General features: G+C 38.5%; 21 protein-coding genes and 2 riboswitches. Of the genes, 4 read left to right on the forward strand and 17 right to left on the reverse strand.

Annotated features, from left to right (window positions below):
- Positions 1-42 precede the first annotated feature (42 nt).
- The gene (locus E7K77_RS04610) at positions 43-1,215 is read right to left on the reverse strand and encodes a class I SAM-dependent methyltransferase (protein WP_316597890.1); all 1,173 of its coding nucleotides are present in this window, start codon (positions 1,213-1,215) and stop codon (positions 43-45) included.
- Positions 1,216-1,568: 353 nt separating this feature from the next.
- Here E7K77_RS04610 and ychF point away from each other — a divergent pair, with 353 nt between their 5' ends.
- A complete protein-coding gene (gene ychF / locus E7K77_RS04615) occupies positions 1,569-2,675 on the forward strand; it encodes a redox-regulated ATPase YchF (protein ID WP_287531019.1) in 1,107 nt (368 codons plus the stop codon).
- Between the two features lie 78 nt (positions 2,676-2,753).
- Here the strand turns inward: ychF and E7K77_RS04620 are convergent, their stop codons facing one another.
- From E7K77_RS04620 to E7K77_RS04650, 7 genes are all read right to left on the reverse strand, one after another.
- Positions 2,754-2,990 carry a CsbD family protein gene (locus E7K77_RS04620; protein WP_325306324.1) on the reverse strand — a complete coding sequence of 79 codons (237 nt, stop codon included), beginning with the start codon at positions 2,988-2,990 and terminating at the stop codon, positions 2,754-2,756.
- Positions 2,991-3,054: 64 nt separating this feature from the next.
- Entirely contained in the window at positions 3,055-3,294 is a 240-nt protein-coding gene (locus E7K77_RS04625) for a GlsB/YeaQ/YmgE family stress response membrane protein (RefSeq protein WP_004693817.1), read from the reverse strand.
- A 155-nt stretch (positions 3,295-3,449) separates the two neighbouring features.
- The gene (locus E7K77_RS04630) at positions 3,450-4,157 is read right to left on the reverse strand and encodes an NAD(P)H-dependent oxidoreductase (protein ID WP_316138728.1); all 708 of its coding nucleotides are present in this window, start codon (positions 4,155-4,157) and stop codon (positions 3,450-3,452) included.
- A 118-nt stretch (positions 4,158-4,275) separates the two neighbouring features.
- Entirely contained in the window at positions 4,276-4,533 is a 258-nt protein-coding gene (locus E7K77_RS04635) for a DUF3343 domain-containing protein (RefSeq protein WP_316138729.1), read from the reverse strand.
- Between the two features lie 115 nt (positions 4,534-4,648).
- Entirely contained in the window at positions 4,649-5,248 is a 600-nt protein-coding gene (yedF, locus tag E7K77_RS04640) for a sulfurtransferase-like selenium metabolism protein YedF (protein ID WP_316138751.1), read from the reverse strand.
- 160 nt (positions 5,249-5,408) lie between these two features.
- A complete protein-coding gene (gene selD, locus E7K77_RS04645) occupies positions 5,409-6,440 on the reverse strand; it encodes a selenide, water dikinase SelD (protein WP_316138730.1) in 1,032 nt (343 codons plus the stop codon).
- Positions 6,441-6,449: 9 nt separating this feature from the next.
- The gene (locus tag E7K77_RS04650) at positions 6,450-6,653 is read right to left on the reverse strand and encodes a DUF951 domain-containing protein (RefSeq protein WP_004693828.1); all 204 of its coding nucleotides are present in this window, start codon (positions 6,651-6,653) and stop codon (positions 6,450-6,452) included.
- A gap of 751 nt (positions 6,654-7,404) precedes the next feature.
- On the opposite strand from E7K77_RS04650, the gene rbr reads away from it, so the two are divergent.
- Positions 7,405-7,950 (forward strand): rubrerythrin, encoded by a 546-nt coding sequence (rbr, locus tag E7K77_RS04655; RefSeq protein WP_004693830.1) that lies wholly within the window; start codon positions 7,405-7,407, stop codon positions 7,948-7,950.
- Between the two features lie 266 nt (positions 7,951-8,216).
- Here the strand turns inward: rbr and thiM are convergent, their stop codons facing one another.
- Genes thiM through thiW form a run of 3 tightly spaced genes read right to left on the reverse strand, consistent with a single transcriptional unit; the run spans position 8,217 to position 11,060 of the window.
- Positions 8,217-9,734, reverse strand: coding sequence for a hydroxyethylthiazole kinase (gene thiM / locus E7K77_RS04660; RefSeq protein ID WP_316138732.1), 1,518 nt, complete (start codon positions 9,732-9,734; stop codon positions 8,217-8,219).
- Between the two features lie 13 nt (positions 9,735-9,747).
- Entirely contained in the window at positions 9,748-10,581 is an 834-nt protein-coding gene (gene thiD, locus E7K77_RS04665) for a bifunctional hydroxymethylpyrimidine kinase/phosphomethylpyrimidine kinase (protein WP_316138733.1), read from the reverse strand.
- Positions 10,581-11,060 carry an energy coupling factor transporter S component ThiW gene (gene thiW / locus E7K77_RS04670; protein WP_038125779.1) on the reverse strand — a complete coding sequence of 160 codons (480 nt, stop codon included), beginning with the start codon at positions 11,058-11,060 and terminating at the stop codon, positions 10,581-10,583. Before thiW ends, thiD begins: the two co-directional genes overlap by 1 nt.
- A 63-nt stretch (positions 11,061-11,123) precedes the next feature.
- A riboswitch (TPP riboswitch) is annotated at positions 11,124-11,218 on the reverse strand.
- Between the two features lie 81 nt (positions 11,219-11,299).
- Positions 11,300-11,405: riboswitch (TPP riboswitch) on the forward strand.
- 52 nt (positions 11,406-11,457) lie between these two features.
- Here thiW and cytX point away from each other — a divergent pair.
- Positions 11,458-12,657 (forward strand): putative hydroxymethylpyrimidine transporter CytX, encoded by a 1,200-nt coding sequence (gene cytX / locus E7K77_RS04675; protein WP_316138734.1) that lies wholly within the window; start codon positions 11,458-11,460, stop codon positions 12,655-12,657.
- Positions 12,658-12,792: 135 nt separating this feature from the next.
- Here cytX and E7K77_RS04680 read toward each other — a convergent pair whose 3' ends face one another.
- The 3 genes from E7K77_RS04680 to modA form a co-directional block, all read right to left on the reverse strand.
- Positions 12,793-13,422, reverse strand: coding sequence for an ATP-binding cassette domain-containing protein (locus tag E7K77_RS04680; RefSeq protein WP_101928935.1), 630 nt, complete (start codon positions 13,420-13,422; stop codon positions 12,793-12,795).
- 8 nt (positions 13,423-13,430) lie between these two features.
- Positions 13,431-14,099: a molybdate ABC transporter permease subunit gene (gene modB, locus E7K77_RS04685; protein ID WP_316138735.1), complete on the reverse strand. Its 669-nt coding sequence runs from the start codon at positions 14,097-14,099 to the stop codon at positions 13,431-13,433.
- A gap of 239 nt (positions 14,100-14,338) precedes the next feature.
- Complete coding sequence (gene modA, locus E7K77_RS04690; RefSeq protein WP_012863881.1) at positions 14,339-15,127, reverse strand: molybdate ABC transporter substrate-binding protein; 789 nt, start codon at positions 15,125-15,127, stop codon at positions 14,339-14,341.
- Between the two features lie 382 nt (positions 15,128-15,509).
- Here modA and E7K77_RS04695 point away from each other — a divergent pair, with 382 nt between their 5' ends.
- Positions 15,510-16,499 carry an AEC family transporter gene (locus E7K77_RS04695; RefSeq protein WP_325306329.1) on the forward strand — a complete coding sequence of 330 codons (990 nt, stop codon included), beginning with the start codon at positions 15,510-15,512 and terminating at the stop codon, positions 16,497-16,499.
- A 59-nt stretch (positions 16,500-16,558) separates the two neighbouring features.
- On the opposite strand, the gene E7K77_RS04700 is transcribed toward E7K77_RS04695, so the two are convergent.
- The 3 genes from E7K77_RS04700 to E7K77_RS04710 form a co-directional block, all read right to left on the reverse strand.
- Complete coding sequence (locus tag E7K77_RS04700; RefSeq protein WP_060919415.1) at positions 16,559-16,849, reverse strand: ArsR/SmtB family transcription factor; 291 nt, start codon at positions 16,847-16,849, stop codon at positions 16,559-16,561.
- A 192-nt stretch (positions 16,850-17,041) separates the two neighbouring features.
- On the reverse strand, positions 17,042-17,488 hold the full coding sequence (locus tag E7K77_RS04705) for a universal stress protein (protein WP_004693853.1): 447 nt from the start codon (positions 17,486-17,488) through the stop codon (positions 17,042-17,044).
- A 169-nt stretch (positions 17,489-17,657) separates the two neighbouring features.
- Complete coding sequence (locus E7K77_RS04710; RefSeq protein ID WP_325306330.1) at positions 17,658-18,929, reverse strand: hypothetical protein; 1,272 nt, start codon at positions 18,927-18,929, stop codon at positions 17,658-17,660.
- Between the last annotated feature and the right edge of the window lie 7 nt (positions 18,930-18,936).

Consider the following 18,936-nt stretch of genomic DNA (forward strand, 5'->3'; position numbering starts at 1 on the left):
AGATGGTCTCTTTTTTGTCCTATAAACTTTTTTTACACTTACTTAATACCAACGTGTTAACGGCAATTCGTTCGTAACACCTTTTGTCATCAAAATTTGATGCAAGTCCATATTACCGATGTAGAAACCTGCCGCACATCCACAAAGATACAAATCCCACATGCGTACGAATTCACTGCCTCGTTTCGCTTCTACTTGCTCACGGACGCCTTGGAAATTGTTATACCAATGCATTAAAGTCTTATAATAGTGATACCGCAAACTTTCAACATCGATGACATTCATATCATAGTCATAAGCGAGGCTGACCATTTCGCGAAGGGACGGCAAACATCCGCCCGGGAAGATATATTTACGAATCCAGGCACTTGTTTCCTTTTCAGAAGGATCACTGATGTAGTGAAGCAGGAACAAACCACCGTCTTTAAGCATATCCGATGCGTCCTCCATATACAGAGGAAAATTAGGCCGACCTACATGTTCAAGCATGCCGATGCTGACAATACGGTCAAAGGTACGCCTGGAAGCTGCTACGTCGCGATAATCTATAAGTTCAATCTCAACCTGTCCTTCAAAACCATATTCTTTAATGCGTTCCTGTCCTTTTTTCCATTGTTCTTCGGAAAGAGTACACCCATAGCCCTTAACCCCATATTTACGAGCCGCTTCAATGAGAAGGAATCCCCATCCGCAACCAATATCAAGTAAAGTCATACCCTCTTTTAAGTACAATTTATCGAGAATATGATGAACCTTTTGATATTGCGCATCTTTGAGACTATCATTCTCATGCTTAAAATACGCACAGGAATAGCTCATGGTTTCATCGAGCCACAATTTATAGAATTCATTGCCTAAATCATAATGGGAAGATACTTGTTGTTTTTGATCTTTCTTTTTAAGACCTGCATTAAAGAGCGAGCTAAGTACCTTACGATTGATAGAGTCCTTACCTACATGACCAAGGACTACACAAAGGGCTTTAAACAAATCCCCTTCAATTTCGATATCTTTACGCATATACGCTTCACCGAGGGCGAGTTCTGCGGATATTAACAAATCCTTCTTGGGAATATCGCGATTAACGATGACGGTAAACTCGGATTCTCCGTCACCGATTGTATATTCATTATCTCCAATTTTTACGGTAAAACAATGATCATTGAAACGTTCTAAATAATGGACTAAGAAACTATCAAATAGCTTGGGAAACATACTGAACTTCCTTTCCTATTAGCTTTCACTATATAGGTTTAAAAATATATTCATTAACATGATTGGATACATCCCATACCCTATTAATATATACACCTATAAATTATATCTATATAGTTACGGCGAATAAAAATCTATATTAATCCTATATTTTAATATGAACTTATCACATTATTTAAGTAATATATTTAACTCTATTTATATTATAGCACTTTGAAATAATCTATTTTATATTTATTGAGTAATTCCATCCTATTAGTATGGTATAATATTTATTTGATAAGGTTTATAACAAACTATTGCTATAAACTTTCACAAAGAACGAAATCAATTTGTTAATAAAAGGTGGTACCATGAGCACAAATTTAGAAGTAGGCATCGTAGGCCTTCCAAATGTTGGTAAAAGTACATTATTCAACGCTATCACAAAAGCGGGCGCTGAAGCTGCCAATTATCCATTCTGTACAATTGAACCTAATGTAGGTGTCGTTGACGTTCCAGATAATCGTTTAGCTGTATTGGCTGAAATGTTCGGTTCCAAACGCATCCTCCCTGCTGCTATGCGCTTCGTAGATATTGCTGGCCTCGTAGAAGGTGCATCCAAGGGCGAAGGTTTGGGTAATAAATTCCTTAGCCATATCCGCCAAGTAGATGCGATAGCACAAGTTATTCGTTGTTTCGATGACCCTAACATCACTCACGTTTCTGGCTCTATTGATCCAATTCGCGACATTGAAATCATTAATACTGAGCTCTGCCTAGCTGACCTTGAATCCGTAGAAAAACGAAAACAACGTATTGAAAAAATTGCTAAATCTGGCGACAAAGATGCACGTGCTGAATTACCATTGTTAGAACGCATCATCGAAGGTTTAGGTGAAGCAAAACCCGTTCGTGCACAAGGTCTTGATGAAGACGAATTGGAAATGATCAAAGAGTTGACATTGCTTACCGCTAAACCATCTCTTTATGTAGCCAATATTTCTGAAGATGAAGTAGCCGATTACTCTGCCAACGAATACGTTAAACGTGTCGAAGAATACGCTAAAAACGAGGGTGCAGGTATCGTTGTGGTTTCCGCACGCATCGAGTCTGAAATCGCTGAATTATCCGACGAAGAATCCGCGGCCTTCCTCGAAGATCTAGGGCTTGACGAATCAGGCTTAACAAAACTGATCAAAGCAAGTTATGCACTCTTAGGTCTTATCAATTACTTCACAGCTGGTGAAATGGAAGCTCGTGCTTGGACAATCGTAAATGGCACCAAAGCACCTCAAGCTGCTGGTAAAATTCACTCGGATATTGAAAAAGGCTTTATCCGCGCTGAAATTGTATCCTTTGATGACTTACAAGCTTGTGGTAGCCAAAATGCAGCTAAAGAAAAAGGCCTCGTACGCCTTGAAGGTAAAGACTACGTTATGAAAGACGGCGATGTAACCCATTTCCGCTTCAATGTATAAATAAACTTATATAACAAAAACCAGTAAATCTCAGGATTTACTGTTTTTTTTATTACTAATTATAACCTTTATATAATATTATTTATCGTCTTTATGAAGAACATTTTTGACGCCACTAATCGCACCATCTACAGCATCTTTAACATCTTCAGCTGCTTTTTTGAGATCTTCAGCAACATCATGTGCAGCGTCTTTAACTTTTGCAGCTGTATTTTCTACAGCGCCTTCTGCTTGCAATTCTTTGTCACCAGTTAATTTACCGGCATTTTCTTTTAATGCACCTTTAGCTTGATTTAATTTATCTTCTAATGCCATAATTATGATCCTTTCATATAAAATCATTTATAGCTATGTTAGCTATACTTTTAAAAAAAGATTACTATCCCTTTTTCCCGAAGAAAAACGAAACAACAGCAACAACAATTACAGCACCAAGAACAGAAGGAATTAATGCCATGCCAGCTAAGCTAGGACCCCATGTGCCAAATATTGCTTGACCCACAGACGAACCAACTAAACCAGCAACAACATTGGCAATAACGCCCATTGCTCCACCTTTGTTAGTGATGGCTCCTGCAAGAAAACCGATAAAACCACCAACAATAATTGACCATAACATACGATCACTCCTTCCTATTTAATCAATATATTTATAATATCCTACAAAAAAACGAACTTTATAAATATTATAAATAATATGTATATTTATAATATAACATTCATTTCTAAAGATTAAATGAAGAAATTCGATATAGTTATAAAAGTCGCAATCGATTAAACTACTGTAACAATTTCATCCATTGTGCGACGTGTTTTATTGCGATGCGGTTCTTCATCTCGATATCCAAAGGCAGCCATCACAGCAATGCCAAAATGTTTTGTATCAAAGAGCCCTAGTTCATCACCTAAAAAAGCGGTCATCTTATCTTGATTAAAGCCTTCCAATGCACAGGAATCAAGACCTTCATAAGCAGCCATAGTCATCATATTAGCCATTACAATATACGCTTGCTTAGAAGACCAATCAAAGGCAGCACGATCAGACTCAAATGTTTTATAGTCTTCAGTTGTGAACTGAGCATATTTTTCTTTATAAATAGCATCAACTTCAGCAGGTAATTGTTTCACCTCTTCTTGAATATAGCGTACATAAGGAGAATCAAATTCCAAATCCACCTTTTTACGTGTTAAGAACACTACGAAATGACTCGCTTCAAGACCAGCTTGAATACCCCAACCATAAGCTTTCATCTTTTCACGGATTTCAGGATTTTGAATAACTAATAATTGGTAAGCCTCAAAACCTAAGGAGGTTGGAGACAAGCGCGCCGCTGTTAAGATACCTTGCCAATCATCATCAGAAATCTTTTTAGTACTATCAAATTTCTTACATGCATAACGATATGTCATAGCGTACTCTAAATCTTTACGATCAAATTTAGGGGCTATTAATTTTACATTTTCTATTTCATATTTACTCATATATACCTCCATAATTAATATCTGTAATTGATAAAATATATCATGTTTCTATAGTACCACACTCATCGTTCAAGTTATATGAAGATGGACACTAAAGTAAAAAAAGCCTAGACAACGTCTAGACTTTATACGGTACGGCTAGCTCTCCTTTTTCATACCAAAAGAAGCCAGATGTACTAATTTTATGTTCTTTTAAAATGGTCTTTACTTGATCCACTATACTTGAATCTATTGCGATAGATAAACCACACATATCGTAAAGCTCTGGGGGTGTGGCCATCAACTGATGAGGCACCTCTAATTCTGTTAATACCTTATCCGCCTTATCTCCAAAATAATAAGAGGTAAAAACTATAAGTAATTTTTTTTGTTCCAATACCTCACCTCTCTGATAACTAGCAAGATTAAATTGCTCATACATTAAATATAAAGCTTGGAGATATAAAAAAATACATCGAAATTGATAAAAAAAGATACTATACTACTAGAAATTATAGCTTAATAATATTATCCCCTATAATAGAGTCTGTAATGGCATACATATTAGTAATACTACCTACTCCCAGCTCATCTTTCACGCCAAAAAAATCAAGGCAAATACCGCATGCTGCAATCTCTACACCAAGCTCAGCTAGTTTCTTTATATTTTCCAAATGAACCGAATCATTGACTACCATCTTAACACTGCTATTGATGAAATAAATCTTAGAAGGTTTTACATCGGCTTCAAGCAAGCATACCCAGAAGGTTTTCATTAAATTTCGACCAAGCTCTTCACTACCTTCACCAAGGTAATCCTTCGTCATCAAAATAATCCGATTTCCATAATTCATAGGCTCACAACGGGCTGCAGTAACTAGATTTGAATTAGGGGTCAGTGTAAGATAGAAATCCTTGACATCTTGGCGAACTTCTACACCATAACCACGAGACTTCCCAAACTTCGCCACATTATCGCGACTCACTTCATTATCTACAATAGTTGTAATAATAGCACTTGGATTCGCATCACTTACCTTCTTGGTCTCGATAACAGGTTTTGGACATAAGCTACCGCGCACATCTACAGTTAATTTCTTTGTATTGCTCATCATACACCTCTTTATATACATTATATGTTTTATGAAAGTATCAGCTATCAGCTATCAGCTATCAGCTATCAGCTATCAGCTATCAGCTATCAGCTATCAGCTAATAATATTTTATTTAAATAGCTAAATCAATACCATACAGTACTTATCTTTTATGAGTTTATTTTGTTACTCGTACGGCAAGACCGCTGAAGCTTTCAACAGTGCCCACAATAGCAGCACAGTCAATCCCCGCCTTATAAAAGGCCTCGACAAGTGTCTCACTTTCGCTAGCAGGAACAGAAAATAGTAACCCGCCAGAGGTTTGAGGATCAAATACAATATCCGTCCATACAGGATCCAAGTCCTCATCAACTTGTACTTCAGTTATAGCCTTGCGATTACCATAAGATGCAGCCGGAATTAAGCCCATTTGAGCCGCCTCGATAACATCATCAAAAAGAGGGATATCGTAAGCTTTGATATGAATCGTCACATCAGAAGCACTTGCCATTTCTACGGAGTGCCCCATAAGGCTAAAGCCTGTTACATCTGTACAAGCATGAACTGTAAAGTTATGTGCCACCTCAGCCGCTACACGGTTTAAAGTACTCATACTAGTAACAGCCTGTTCCGTACCTACAGGAAATAAACCTGCTTTCAGAGCATTATTCATAATACCTGTGCCAATGCGTTTTGTTAGCACCAACACGTCCCCTACTTGAGCACCTTTATTTTTCCAAATCTGATTTGGATTTACTTGTCCTGTCACAGACATCCCAAAGATAGGTTCCTTATTTTCAATGCTGTGTCCACCTACGATGGCTGCACCAGCCTCGGCTACAATCGAACCAGCCCCATTTAACACATCCGTCAAAACACCTTGCTCGACAAGAGGAACCGGAAAGCCTACGATATTCATCGCTGTTAAAGGGGTGCCACCCATAGCATATACATCGCTTAATGCATTGGCAGCTGCAATTTTACCAAATAAAACAGGATCATTAACCATAGGGGTAAAGAAATCTAAGGTTTGCACCAATGCAAAGGTATCAGAGATTTGATATACTCCAGCATCATCGGCACCAGTCATATCCGCGAGAACATGCTTGTTAGTAACGGGTGTTACAGCTTTTAGCACACGGTTCAATATATGAGGCCCAATCTTACACGCACAGCCTCCACTTGTAACATAATCAGTAAGTCGTACCATAACTCCTCCTTACTCATTTTCCGGCAATCGAGAGACGATTTTCTTAACAGCCTTTTCAAATTTAGGGCGCGGCATCAAGAGTTGATGACCGCAGCCATTACATACGATGAGAAAGTCTGTGCCGATTCGCTTAACTTCCCACTCGTCACTGCCACAAGGATGCGATTTTTTCATTTTCACTACATCGCCTACGTAATATCTAACAAATGCCATAGCGCCTCCTTTAACTTCTGTCAGTATTTATATATTTATTATACATAAAATAGTTACTTCTATAAATATACCCTAATTCTATAGTTCAATCCTCTATTATATATAACCATAAAATTTTCACCCTAAATATATAATGTACAATTTTAATATATCTACTGTTCTTATAATTAAACCATAAATCAAGAGAATTATTATTTTATAACCACCAAAAGGTTACAGAAACTTTGCACTTAATCATTATATTTTATGGGGAAATATTAGTGCATACAACGAAATTAACATTAACAACTAAACAATAATGATTTTTCATTTAGTTATCATTCTCAATATCAAAATATAGATTTTTTATAAATCCCATACTATTCAATCTTTATAAACCCACATTTTTACTGCATTGATAATATTTATCATTTAGAAAATTTTCGAAATAAATTTTACAAAAAGACTTGCATTTCTCATTTAGTATGTTACAATATAGTCAACAATGATTATTCGTTAAGTATACGGATAACACATTGTATATAAAACTGTTAAGACGGCAAGTGCCGAAACACACAAATAAGTAAGTACTATTTTAAGAGTTAGGCAAGTGTCTATTTGATCTAAGAATAAGTTTTCTTACTAAGGCGAAGTCGCCCTCGAAATTGATAGAATAAGTATTCTATTCCATTGCATTCACAACCAAGTGGTTATGAATATATACGTTAAGTAACAATTTTGAAAATTATCGTAAGTACAAAGGAGTATTAAAATGGCAGAATTAAAAGGTTCTAACACTGAAAAAAATCTTCAAGCAGCATTTGCTGGCGAATCCCAAGCATTTCAAAAATATACATTCTACGCTAGTGCAGCTCGTAAAGCTGGCATGAACGAAATCGCTGACTATTTCGAAGAAACAGCTCACAACGAATCTGCACATGCTAAATTGTGGTTCAAAGCTCTTCATGGTGGCGATATTTCCGCTGATATCGAAGCTAACCTTCGCGATGCAGCAGCTGGTGAAAACTACGAACATACTACAATGTACAAAGAATTCGCTGACGAAGCCGAAAAAGAAGGCTTTGCTAAAATCGCTTTCCAAATGCGCGAAGTTGGTAAAATTGAAGCTCGTCATGAAGCTCGTTACCTTGCATTAGCCGCTCAAGTATCCGGTAACAAAGTATTCCACAATGACGAACCAGTAGCTTGGATCTGTGCTAACTGCGGTTATGTACACGTTGGTGAAGAAGCTCCAAAAGTTTGTCCTGTATGTGCACACCCACAAGCTTTCTTCCACCGTTTCGTTGAATCCATCTAATCTGTAAGTGCGACACCAACTAGATTAATAGCCTGTAAGTACAGATTTTAATGAAACTATACCTGTAAGTACAATCTAAACTTACAGTAAGTACTGACAACTTCCTTAACAAAAAGACGATGACATTTGTTTGTCATCGTCTTTTTTTGCATTCTTTTGCTAGATTTTTATTTTGTCTACTATATTTTATTCTATTCACTATAATATGTTTTTTATTTCCTTTGTATAGTGCTTATTATTTACTATTTTAAGATTATAAAGACATATCACTTAATATTATCTACCAAGCATTTAAATTGTTGTGTTGCTTCATATGGATTATCTGCATGAGCAATAGCAGATATCACGGCTACTCCACTAGCACCTGCTTCCAAAACAGGCTTTGCGTTATTTAAGGTAATACCCCCGATACCAACGCATGGTAATGTTAAACCTTCTGCTCGTAACTCAGCAATGCGCTCAGGTCCGCACGGCAATTGAGCATCAGGTTTACTACTTGTAGTATACATAGGGCCTACACCAACACAATCCGCATAAACTACATTGGTCTTATGAAGTTCCTCCACAGAATGAATGGATATACCAACAACCTTATTCCCTACAAGATTACGAACGTCTTCTAAACGCATATCTTCTTGTCCTACGTGAACACCATCAGCGTTAACAGCCACTGCTAAGTCTACATCATCGTTAATAATATAAAGCACATTATACATGGCACAGATTTCTTTTAACTGCTGAGCTAATTCTAATTTTTGTTGTCCTTCTAATGTTCCTATGCCCTTCTCTCTAAATTGAAAGCAGGTCGCACCACCTCGACAAGCAGCTTCAACAATGTCCAGTAAATGGCTTTCATTAAAACCTACATCCTGTGTACCACTAATAAAATATACCTTTAATTGATCGGGCACAACTACAGGCCGTATTCGGTTTTCGGATAAAAGCATCGCATCATCGAATTCATATAAGGCATCCATAAATGCCATACTAAAACTACCAGGTTTTACACCGCTCACATTAACCGCACTTTCACCAGCAAGTCCATAGTAAGCCAGTGCATACGCAAGAAACTCACCTATAGACATGTTATACATGAATGGACAATAGGAACTAAAGAATGCAGCTAACACAGCACCTAATAAACAACCAGTCCCAGTTACGGCTGTCATGATTGGATGACCATGAGGAACTGCAAATACACGGGTTCCGTCAGAAACATAGTCCTCTTCCCCCGTTGCGACAACAGGACAGTTAATTTGGCGTGCAAGACGATACGTTATAATTGCGCTATCCTCAACTTGTTCCCCATCTACGCCCTTACCAGAGAGAGAATTATTAACCTTATGATTTGTATTAAGAGCATCATAGATGGCTTTGATTTCACTTTGGTTGCCCCGTAGCAACGAAATAGCATCAGTTTTAATCAAGTCTAAAACTACAGATAATCGATAAACCCCAGCATGACAGCCCACTGGATCTAAAACAATAGGAACCTCATGTTTCTTCGCCAGTGCTATGGCATCTTTATAGTAACTAACCTTGTCTGGGGTAAGAGTGCCAATATTGATGAGTAGCGCCGATGCATGGGCGATGAGGTCTTTCAAATCTTCGCTACACTCACTCATCACGGGTGATGCTCCGATGGCTAGTAAACCGTTAGCCGTAAAGGTTCGCACTACATCATTTGTAATACAAATAATAAGCGGATTTCTTTTGCGTAGAGTCTCTAATATATTCAGTTCGGTCCAAGTTGAGCTATTTATATATGGATTTTCATAGGTCATATAACTATCTCCTCTACTCATTTTTCAAGAGTTCATCCATCGTTTGAGGGCCATTTGTCAATAAACCATAAGCCATGTGATTAACAGGTCCGCAGCCATTTCCAAGCGCTGGATTATGCTTAATAGCCAATGCAATATAGTTCTTTGCAATACCTATGGCTTCCATTACATCACGCCCTTTCGCGAGCTCTGCCGTAATAACCGCCGAGAAGGTACAACCCGTACCGTGAGTATGAACAGTATCATATTTAGGGCTTGTCCACGTATGCATATCTCCATCTTTGGTGAAAGCATAATCCGTTGCATCATCTCCAATATGCCCACCTTTAATGATGACCACTTGAGGTCCTAATTCACGTAAAATACGGTTAGCAGCTGTTGTGATGTCACTTTTACAAGAGATAGACATGTCCGCTAACACCTCTGCCTCGCTACGATTAGGTGTAATGACTGTGGCGACCGGAATGAGTTTAGATTTTAAGAAATCGACAGCCTCATCCGATACAAGTCGATCACCGCTGGTGGCAATCATAACTGGATCCATCACATAAGGGATGTTCTTACTCACATAAGGATAAATGAGATCCATCATCTCTGGTAAAGCAATCATGCCCGTCTTAACGGCTTGTGGTGTAATATCTGAATATACATCGTGTAACTGTTTTTCTATGCTTTCTAGCGATAGGTGTTCTACGTGATGTACACCCGTTGTATTTTGAGCCACCACAGAAGTAACAACGGCCATTCCGTATACATTTCGACTTTGGAAGGATTTTAAATCAGCCATAATGCCAGCGCCACCACTAGGGTCAGTACCGGCAATTGTTAATGCAGTATGTAGTTTCATTATGCCTCCTTGTGTAACAGATTACGTCGAGATAAGATTTGTAATACTACGAAGCCAATGCAAGCACCTGCAATAGAGCTCATGGAAAAGGATGTAATCAAGGTCAACAATGCCAATGGTTTGCCTAGTAGGAAATGAGCAATTGGATAGCTTACAAGAGCACCAATAAGTCCAGTGCCAATGATTTCGCCTAAAGCCGCTGCCCAGATGGCGTTGTATTTTTTATATAAATACGCAGATAACCAAGCGCCAATCATACTGCCTGGAAAGGCTAAGGGAGAACCTAGTGCTAGTACATTACGTAAGCAAGAAGTACTAAAGGCAGCGCCTACAGAGAATCTCGCCCCAACTATAACGGCTAAGATTACATTTATCATATGTTGAAATGGAAAAATACGAGCAGGGCCAATAGGTATCGACGTAGTCGATAAGACGACACCTAAGGCCACACATATGCTAGCAATAATCATTTTTTTCATAATACCTCCAAGTAAATAAAAATGAGACCACCTCAAATGGAATGGTCTCGTAATAGTTTGGTATCATGTTTCATTCCACTTCCCTACGCCAGTATTATCTGGATCAGGTCTAGGGTTTTGAATGGTCAATCTCAGCAAAAGCACCCCTAGTGGCAATATATTTTTATAATCTAGTTATAACATTATTATACAATCTATGCAACAAAATAATTGACGGTTCCCGTAGCACCTCGTATAATGAAGCCATAATGGGGTGCTCACACAAGTGGGCTGAGAGTAAGCTAAAGCTTTAACCCATAACCTGATTTGGATAATGCCAACGTAGGGAACATAGAGGATTAATAGCCGAGTTCCTGTGAGCTCGGCTTTTTCTATGACTTCCTGGCAAGGAGGACGTATGAAAAATACACACATCACGCAACCACAATTTGCCATGATATGGTTCGGTGCCGCTCTATCGATTGCGGAAATTATGACCGGTACCTATCTGGCCCCCTTAGGACTTACACAAGGTCTCTATGCCATCATCTTAGGTCATATTATCGGCGGTATACTACTCTTTGGGGCTGGTCTCATCGGTGGTCGGCTCCGGCAAGGTAGTATGAATACTACCGCTTTTAGCTTTGGACCATTAGGAGCAAAGGGCTTTGCCTTTTTAAATATGCTCCAGCTCATCGGTTGGACCAGCATCATGATTTACGATGCCATGTTAGCCTTACAAACACTGGCACCTCTATCACCTATGATTTGGACCATTGCCATCGGGGCCCTCGTCATTTTGTGGCTCTTCATCGGCCTCCATAATACGGGTTATGTGCAAGCCATCGTATCTCTTTTATTACTAAGTCTTACCTTTTATATGGGGATGCATATGATCGCTCAATGGCCTAGTGAAAGCAACCTTGTTTCAGATGGCTCAATGAGCTTTATAGCCGCCCTCGAATTATCGATTGCTATGCCATTATCTTGGCTGCCCCTCATCAGTGACTATACGCGTGAAAGTAAACATCCTTTCACCGCATCACTTACAAGTGCTACAGTCTACACGGTAACGAGTATCGTCATGTATACCTTAGGTCTTAGTGCGGCCATCTTTGGTGGTGGAGACTCTATTATTACCATTATGATGAATGCAGGCCTTGGCCTAGCAGGGCTCCTCGTAATTATCTTCTCTACTGTCACTACAACCTTTATGGACGCTTACTCTGCAGGTGTTTCTAGCACCACAATCTATAATAGTGCATCTAGTAAGGGCATTGCAGTTATTGTTACCATCATTGGCACTATTGCAGCTATCTTGTATCCGATGGACGATATTACAGACTTCTTATACCTCATCGGATCCGTCTTTACCCCAATGATTGCCATCTTGCTAGCGGACTACTTTATGAATCGTCAACAAGTGCAAACTCTATCGGCTTTTTTAGTACGCGGCACAATTTGGGCTGTATCGGTCGGTTTATATCACTATATGTTACACAGTGAAAGCACCGTAGGTGCTACATTACCAGCCTTTACAATGGCCTTTATCATAACTACTATCATTGGTTTCGTAAGTAAAGCAGTAAAGGTCTCTACAGAAGTTAAACAACCATAATAGGATATATACAACAAGCATCCAAGATAGAAGACTAACTAAATAGGAACGGCTATATAAACAATAAAACCCCTTTAGGAGCAATAACTCGTATGAAGGGGTTTTGTTATTTAGATTCTTTTATTTACATTATTGTTATTTAGATATTTGAATTTGGCCTTCTTCACAGGTCCAGTGCCGATCTCCAACCATTTCGGCTTCGCTTTCATCATGGGTAACCCATACGCAAGGTACATCCCACTCGCGAATAATGGACACCAAATCTTCGCGCACATGCTTTCGCAAGTTCCAATCTAAAGCAGATAAAGGCTCATCAAGAAGCAAGATAGTCGGTTTAGAGTAGAGCGCACGTCCCAAAGCAACTCGTTGCTGTTCGCCACCAGACAGACTGCCAGCCTTCGTTTTGCGATATTTCTCAAGGCCTAAACGCTGCAATAAACTATTGCACATGTCAGGTGTGCCTCGTTTGCTATAGGTAATATTATGTTCCACAGACAAATGCGGGAATACGATATTGCCTTGTGGCATATAGCCTACCTGACGTTTTTGAGCGGGAACCCAAATCTTATTATCTCGATCCACCCACGTTGTTTCATTACAGTGAATACTACCTGTAGTGGGTTTTACCAGTCCTGCAATGCATTTAATGAAAGTACTTTTACCACTGCCAGATTGACCTGTCAAAACGGTAATACCAGAAGGAAGTACCCCATCGGCTTTCACAGTCACAGAAGGTCTAGCTACGGTAAAGGAAAATGTAATCATCGGACCTCCTAATTATTATCAATGTGACGGAACAAGGACCCCTTTGTGATGAGGTGAATCCCACTCAACAATGCCAATGTGAGCACACAAATATAGATAACTAATTCAAAAGCATCCATGTACTGTCCTGCCTCTACGTAAGAGTAGATAGCAAGTGGCATGGTGCGCGTTACCTTTGGAATATTGCCTGCAATCAAAATGGTAGCACCGAACTCGCCCATAGCACGACAGAAGGCTAAGATACTGCCCGTCAAAATGCCTTTCCAAGCGAGTGGTACGGAGATAGTAAAAAAGATACGTAACTCTGAAGCACCTAATGTACGCGCTACGTCCTCCATATTATGATCAACGGATTGCAATGCTGAACGCACCGTTTGATAAAACAGCGGAAATGCAATTACAGAAGAGGCTATCACGGCACCGGATGTAGCAAAAACAACACTCATACCATGAGCTTCAAGCCAAGCACCAAACGCATAACCTGGAGTAAATACCATAAGTAACGCAAAACCAACAACTACCGGAGGCAGTACAAGTGGCAAGGTAATAAGTGCATCAAGAATGGCAATACCACCCCACTTGCAACGGTTCATCCAGTAACAAGTCGCTAAGCCACTTAAAATAACTATAATAAGAGCTATACTTGCCACCCATAGCGACAGCCATAATGGACTCATGTCACGCCCCCTTTCTATACACAACAACTCTAAAGTATGTGCTATATCTATTAATTCAAAAATACTTTTCAAACAAATTATATGCCCAAAATCATATCATATGTTAGATTATTAAGCACTCCTCACTACAAATGAGTAAAAGAAAAAGCATACAGTGAGCAATCATAAGATTAGTAATATCAATAATATCTCTATTGTATCATAAGAAAACGCTAGCCCTGAAAGCTAGCGCTTTACTCTTATTTAGAAGTAGAGAAACCGTATTTTTCTAATACTTTTTGGCCTTCTGGGCTCATTACGTATTGGTAGAAGTCTTTTGCCAATGCGTTGTCATATTTTTTAATAATACCAATTGGATAGATAACTGGATCATGGGAATCAGCCGGTGTTACTGCAGAAATTTCAACTGCATCGCCCGCTGCGATAGCATCAGTTTTATAGATGAAACCAGCATCTCCAGCACCTTGGCTAATGGAAGCTGTTACAGCTTTTACATCTTTAGCGTATACTACATTAGGTTCTACCTGTTCCCAAACGCCTAGTTTTGTTAATACTTGTTTACCATAGTTACCAGCTGGTACTGTTTCAGGATTGCCCAATACGATACGCTTTACTGTAGCGATTTGATTTAGCTCAACCTTAGGTTGACCTTTTGGAACTACGAGAACGAGTTCATTAGTTACGAATGGTTTTACATCAGTTACCAAATCTTTTTCTTGTAACATTTTCATATTTTTCTCGTCAGCAGAAATAAATAAACTAGCTGGTGCACCTTGTTCGATTTGTTGACGTAATGTACCAGAACCAGCGAAGTTAATAGCGATTTGATCATCCGCTAAGTTATGGCTTTTTTTGTAAGCATCAGCCAATTCTGTAAGAGCACCTTTAAGGCTTGCTGCAGCTTGTACAGTAATCTTTTCAGATGTGCTTGGTTTAGCTGACTCAGTTGGTTTACTTGCATCATTACCACAACCGACTAAAAAAGCAAGCATGAAAACGCTCATTAATACTAATAAAATTCGTTTCATAATTCCTCCTGTGCATCCCTTAAAACGCCATACTGTAAACGCCATGGTAATACCTAGAGACACTTCGCGTACTAACAAATCGAAATATACAATATATACATATTATACTATAAATCGATGGTTGAAATCGTATACTAAAATCACATTCGACATAGATATTTCTGATGATTATGATAAGTAATAATAATCAATAAATTTTTAAGCCCCAAACAATAGATACTATGGTATGATAATACTATAAAGGATAAAAATATTTTAGAAAACTTATTCACTTACAGCTTATATAAAACAACTGTATATTTACTACATATAGTTATACGATAAACTAAAACTATGCCTTATATATTAACTAATATATTAAAGAAAAACTCTAGGTGAGATGATGAATCTATTCGAATTAGTAGGCCATATTTTTATGAATTCTATGGTCCCTATCTTAGTACTTATAGGCGTGGGATTTATATTAGATAGAAAATTTAAACTCGATCTATATACGCTGAGTAAACTAAACTTTTATATATTGTTACCTACCTTTATATTTCGAGCGATGTATGAAGCTAAACTTAACTCAGGTACTTTGGAAATTGTATTCTGTGCGCTCTGTGTACTCATACTAAACTCTATCCTTTCAAATGTGATAGGTAAGATACAAGGATATGATGTGGCTAAGATTGCAACCTTAAAAAACTGCGTTATGTTTAATAACGTTGGGAATATGGGTGTCGCCCTTGCTATCTTTGTATTTACTAACATTCCATACGTCATCGATGGTACTACCCCCTATGCTAATCTAGGTTTAGTGAGTGTTGTATCTATCATGATCATACAAACTATTAGCAGTAATACCTACGGTTTCTACCAAGCGGGAGCAGGACGATTAACCCCTAGGGATGCACTAAAAGTCGTATTTCACATGCCCATGGTATATGCCATTCCACTGGCACTACTTTGCCACCTACTCCCTTTTGATTTACACGGCCTCTTCTTCTTTGCACCGCTCAATATATTTGCCAATGCCTTCGTTGGCGTCGCTATGATTGCCTTGGGTGTTCAAATTAACAGAACACCGCTAAACTTCTTCAAGATGGATGTTATGCTTGCTACTACATTACGACTCATTGTAAGTCCACTCATAGCCGCCGGTATTACCATACTATTCATTATGTTCTACGGCCCTATGCATCCAATAGCGGCACAAACTATCATTATAACCTACAGCGTACCTACCGCTATCAATATGTCTCTTATTGCCATTGAAATGAAGAATAATCCAGAATATGCAACACAAATCGTTATGGGCACAACCATTTTATCCGCTATAACTATGCCATTATTTGTTACAATTGCTTACTATCTTTTCCCATTATATTAAATATAAAAACACATTCCCTCCTAAATAGGACGAAATGTGTTCATGATACTAAAATGTAATTATTGATGAGCTACGTGTTCCATCCCCATGCGAACTAAACATTCAACATGATCATCGTTTAGAGAATAGTATGCTGTTTTCCCATCTTTACGATATGTAACAAGGCGTGCTTGGCGCAATACACGCAATTGATGAGAAATAGCAGATTGTCCCATCTCCATGGTTTCTGCAATGTGATTAACACACATTTCACTTTCTAATAATAGCTCTACTATTTTAAGGCGTGTAGGATCACCCAAGATTTTAAAGAGTTCTGCTAGCTTCAGCAATGATTCTTGTTTGTCGGTCATATAATCCCCCTTTTTTAATCCTATCCATTCTTTTTTGTAGCTCTTCTATGTCACTAATCGATACGTCTTAACGTATAACACCAATATGTATGGCATACATATAGACATTATATCATTTTTAACATAAAAAAGAGACTTTGAGAAACCAAAGTCTCTTTTTTTATCATATCTATATAAGATATAAGATATAAATTATTTAATGATTAATACAGGGCAAGTGGAGTGGCTAGTTACATAGCTACTTACGCTACCCATGAATAAGCCTTTCAAAGGGCCAAGACCACGGCTACCCATTACGATGAGATCAGCATTATATTTTTTTGCCACTGCAAGTAGTGCAGGTCCAGGGGAGCCAACTTCAAATACGCTTTTAACTTTTACGCCTGCAGGAATTTCTTTCACTACATCATTAAGAATTTCCTTACCAGTTTCTTCCATATCCTCAGCAATTTGCTCAGATACATATCCACCAGAAATTGGTGTTTGATCAAAATTGGAAATAGCAGACACAATATTTGCAACGTGAACAACAATCAATTCAGCTTGGTTGCGATCCGCTACAGCGAGAGCATGTTCCAACGCACGTTTAGCATTTTCAGAACCATCAGTAGGTACGACAATAGTTTTGTAGGTAACCATAATAACCCCTCCTATTCCTAATCCCTCAAAGGGGATATGATCAAATATCGTTTAGCCTATACTAATATATTCTAGACCATCAAGGAAAACTCCTCTTTTTTCTGAGGATTTATTACATTATAGCACAAATCGTACAGAATTATACAAATAAAAGAATATTATGCGTATATTAAAGAACCTGAGACGATTGATTTGTATTAAGTGTAGTAGTCAATTTAAAACCATCTAATATATCTATAAGTTCCTGAGTAGCAAGATTGCTAGTGGATGGACCAATCATTCGAGCTACTGCTACATTACCTTCATTGCCAAGAATAATTGTTGCACCAAAGGATACTGGTTCCGCTACAGATGTATCAGATGTATTTGGATTTTTCATATGGCCCGCCAAATAGAACATCACATTACCGTCAATGATATGCGTTTCATAACGAGTAATCGTGGCCTTGTTCACATCAACCAATTGTTTAAGATAATAATCACCAAGCATCTGCTTAGCCATCATAGTTGGCATGCCGGAGCTAACAGCTTGTACTGGGATTGTAAAGGACTCAATATCGAGGCGTACATTATGTTTAGTGAAAGCAATCTTCCCCTTTTCATTAAGACGGGTAAAGCCTTTCGGATAGGTAAATTTGATGCCTTCTGCAACACTGATATCGCTTGTGCCGGTTAATATTTTTTTTACCCCTTTAATAGCATTAGAGCCACGCTTATTGATCAATTCAAAGGATGGAATTGTATGCTCCATCAAACCTAGCTCCATAAACTCTGCACGAACAGGAGCATAGGTACTAGACAAATTGTACCGATGAGTTGGATCTTTCTCCATGATAAATTCTGCTTCAAATACAGACTGAACCGGCTCTGTAGATGTCATGTCTGCATAAGATTTTGGTGTACTCTTATCCCAGCGTGCGGAAACTGCACCTTTCTTAGTAAAGAACCCACCAACAATATCGTTATGCTCAAAGTTATTGCTATGTTGGCGCCAAATATTCAAATACTCCTCATTAGACATGCCCTTAATAGGTACACCATACCAAGTTGTATTCCATTCTTTTTGAGACACCCCTTCTTGTGGTGTATTATTACGCTTAGTAAAAGATACTGTATAGGAATCCTCTTGCGTAGGGCCCGCTAAATTGAAGGAATACCCTTGAATATGTTCGCTTTCACTACGCACATCCATATCTATCATAACACCATCAGCTACACGCCAAGGAATCGAGAACATATAACCATTTTTGTAATCCTTTACCACCGTGTTCATCTTAGTAGCATAGGATTTGTATTGTTCTGGCAAAATAGATGCGGAATCCTTCTGAGATTCCACAATAGATAAAGGTGTATCAGGCGTCTTCTGTAAACCTTCCGCCATAATAGAAGTCGTTCCCAAAGCCATGACAGCTAAGGTTGCCGCAAATAAACGTAACTTCATAGAACCT

It is taken from the genome of Veillonella parvula (assembly GCF_032577575.1).
GTDB lineage: Bacteria > Bacillota > Negativicutes > Veillonellales > Veillonellaceae > Veillonella.

What these genes read in the sequence shown, in the direction of transcription:
- E7K77_RS04610 (WP_316597890.1), bottom strand. Translation starts at nt 1,215, where the DNA reads ATGTTTCCCAAGCTATTTGATAGTTTCTTAGTCCATTATTTAGAACGT.
- ychF (WP_287531019.1), top strand. Translation starts at nt 1,569, where the DNA reads ATGAGCACAAATTTAGAAGTAGGCATCGTAGGCCTTCCAAATGTTGGT.
- E7K77_RS04620 (WP_325306324.1), bottom strand. Translation starts at nt 2,990, where the DNA reads ATGGCATTAGAAGATAAATTAAATCAAGCTAAAGGTGCATTAAAAGAA.
- E7K77_RS04625 (WP_004693817.1), bottom strand. Translation starts at nt 3,294, where the DNA reads ATGTTATGGTCAATTATTGTTGGTGGTTTTATCGGTTTTCTTGCAGGA.
- E7K77_RS04630 (WP_316138728.1), bottom strand. Translation starts at nt 4,157, where the DNA reads ATGAGTAAATATGAAATAGAAAATGTAAAATTAATAGCCCCTAAATTT.
- yedF (WP_316138751.1), bottom strand. Translation starts at nt 5,248, where the DNA reads ATGAGCAATACAAAGAAATTAACTGTAGATGTGCGCGGTAGCTTATGT.
- selD (WP_316138730.1), bottom strand. Translation starts at nt 6,440, where the DNA reads ATGGTACGACTTACTGATTATGTTACAAGTGGAGGCTGTGCGTGTAAG.
- E7K77_RS04650 (WP_004693828.1), bottom strand. Translation starts at nt 6,653, where the DNA reads ATGGCATTTGTTAGATATTACGTAGGCGATGTAGTGAAAATGAAAAAA.
- rbr (WP_004693830.1), top strand. Translation starts at nt 7,405, where the DNA reads ATGGCAGAATTAAAAGGTTCTAACACTGAAAAAAATCTTCAAGCAGCA.
- thiM (WP_316138732.1), bottom strand. Translation starts at nt 9,734, where the DNA reads ATGACCTATGAAAATCCATATATAAATAGCTCAACTTGGACCGAACTG.
- thiD (WP_316138733.1), bottom strand. Translation starts at nt 10,581, where the DNA reads ATGAAACTACATACTGCATTAACAATTGCCGGTACTGACCCTAGTGGT.
- thiW (WP_038125779.1), bottom strand. Translation starts at nt 11,060, where the DNA reads ATGAAAAAAATGATTATTGCTAGCATATGTGTGGCCTTAGGTGTCGTC.
- cytX (WP_316138734.1), top strand. Translation starts at nt 11,458, where the DNA reads ATGAAAAATACACACATCACGCAACCACAATTTGCCATGATATGGTTC.
- E7K77_RS04680 (WP_101928935.1), bottom strand. Translation starts at nt 13,422, where the DNA reads ATGATTACATTTTCCTTTACCGTAGCTAGACCTTCTGTGACTGTGAAA.
- modB (WP_316138735.1), bottom strand. Translation starts at nt 14,099, where the DNA reads ATGAGTCCATTATGGCTGTCGCTATGGGTGGCAAGTATAGCTCTTATT.
- modA (WP_012863881.1), bottom strand. Translation starts at nt 15,127, where the DNA reads ATGAAACGAATTTTATTAGTATTAATGAGCGTTTTCATGCTTGCTTTT.
- E7K77_RS04695 (WP_325306329.1), top strand. Translation starts at nt 15,510, where the DNA reads ATGAATCTATTCGAATTAGTAGGCCATATTTTTATGAATTCTATGGTC.
- E7K77_RS04700 (WP_060919415.1), bottom strand. Translation starts at nt 16,849, where the DNA reads ATGACCGACAAACAAGAATCATTGCTGAAGCTAGCAGAACTCTTTAAA.
- E7K77_RS04705 (WP_004693853.1), bottom strand. Translation starts at nt 17,488, where the DNA reads ATGGTTACCTACAAAACTATTGTCGTACCTACTGATGGTTCTGAAAAT.
- E7K77_RS04710 (WP_325306330.1), bottom strand. Translation starts at nt 18,929, where the DNA reads ATGAAGTTACGTTTATTTGCGGCAACCTTAGCTGTCATGGCTTTGGGA.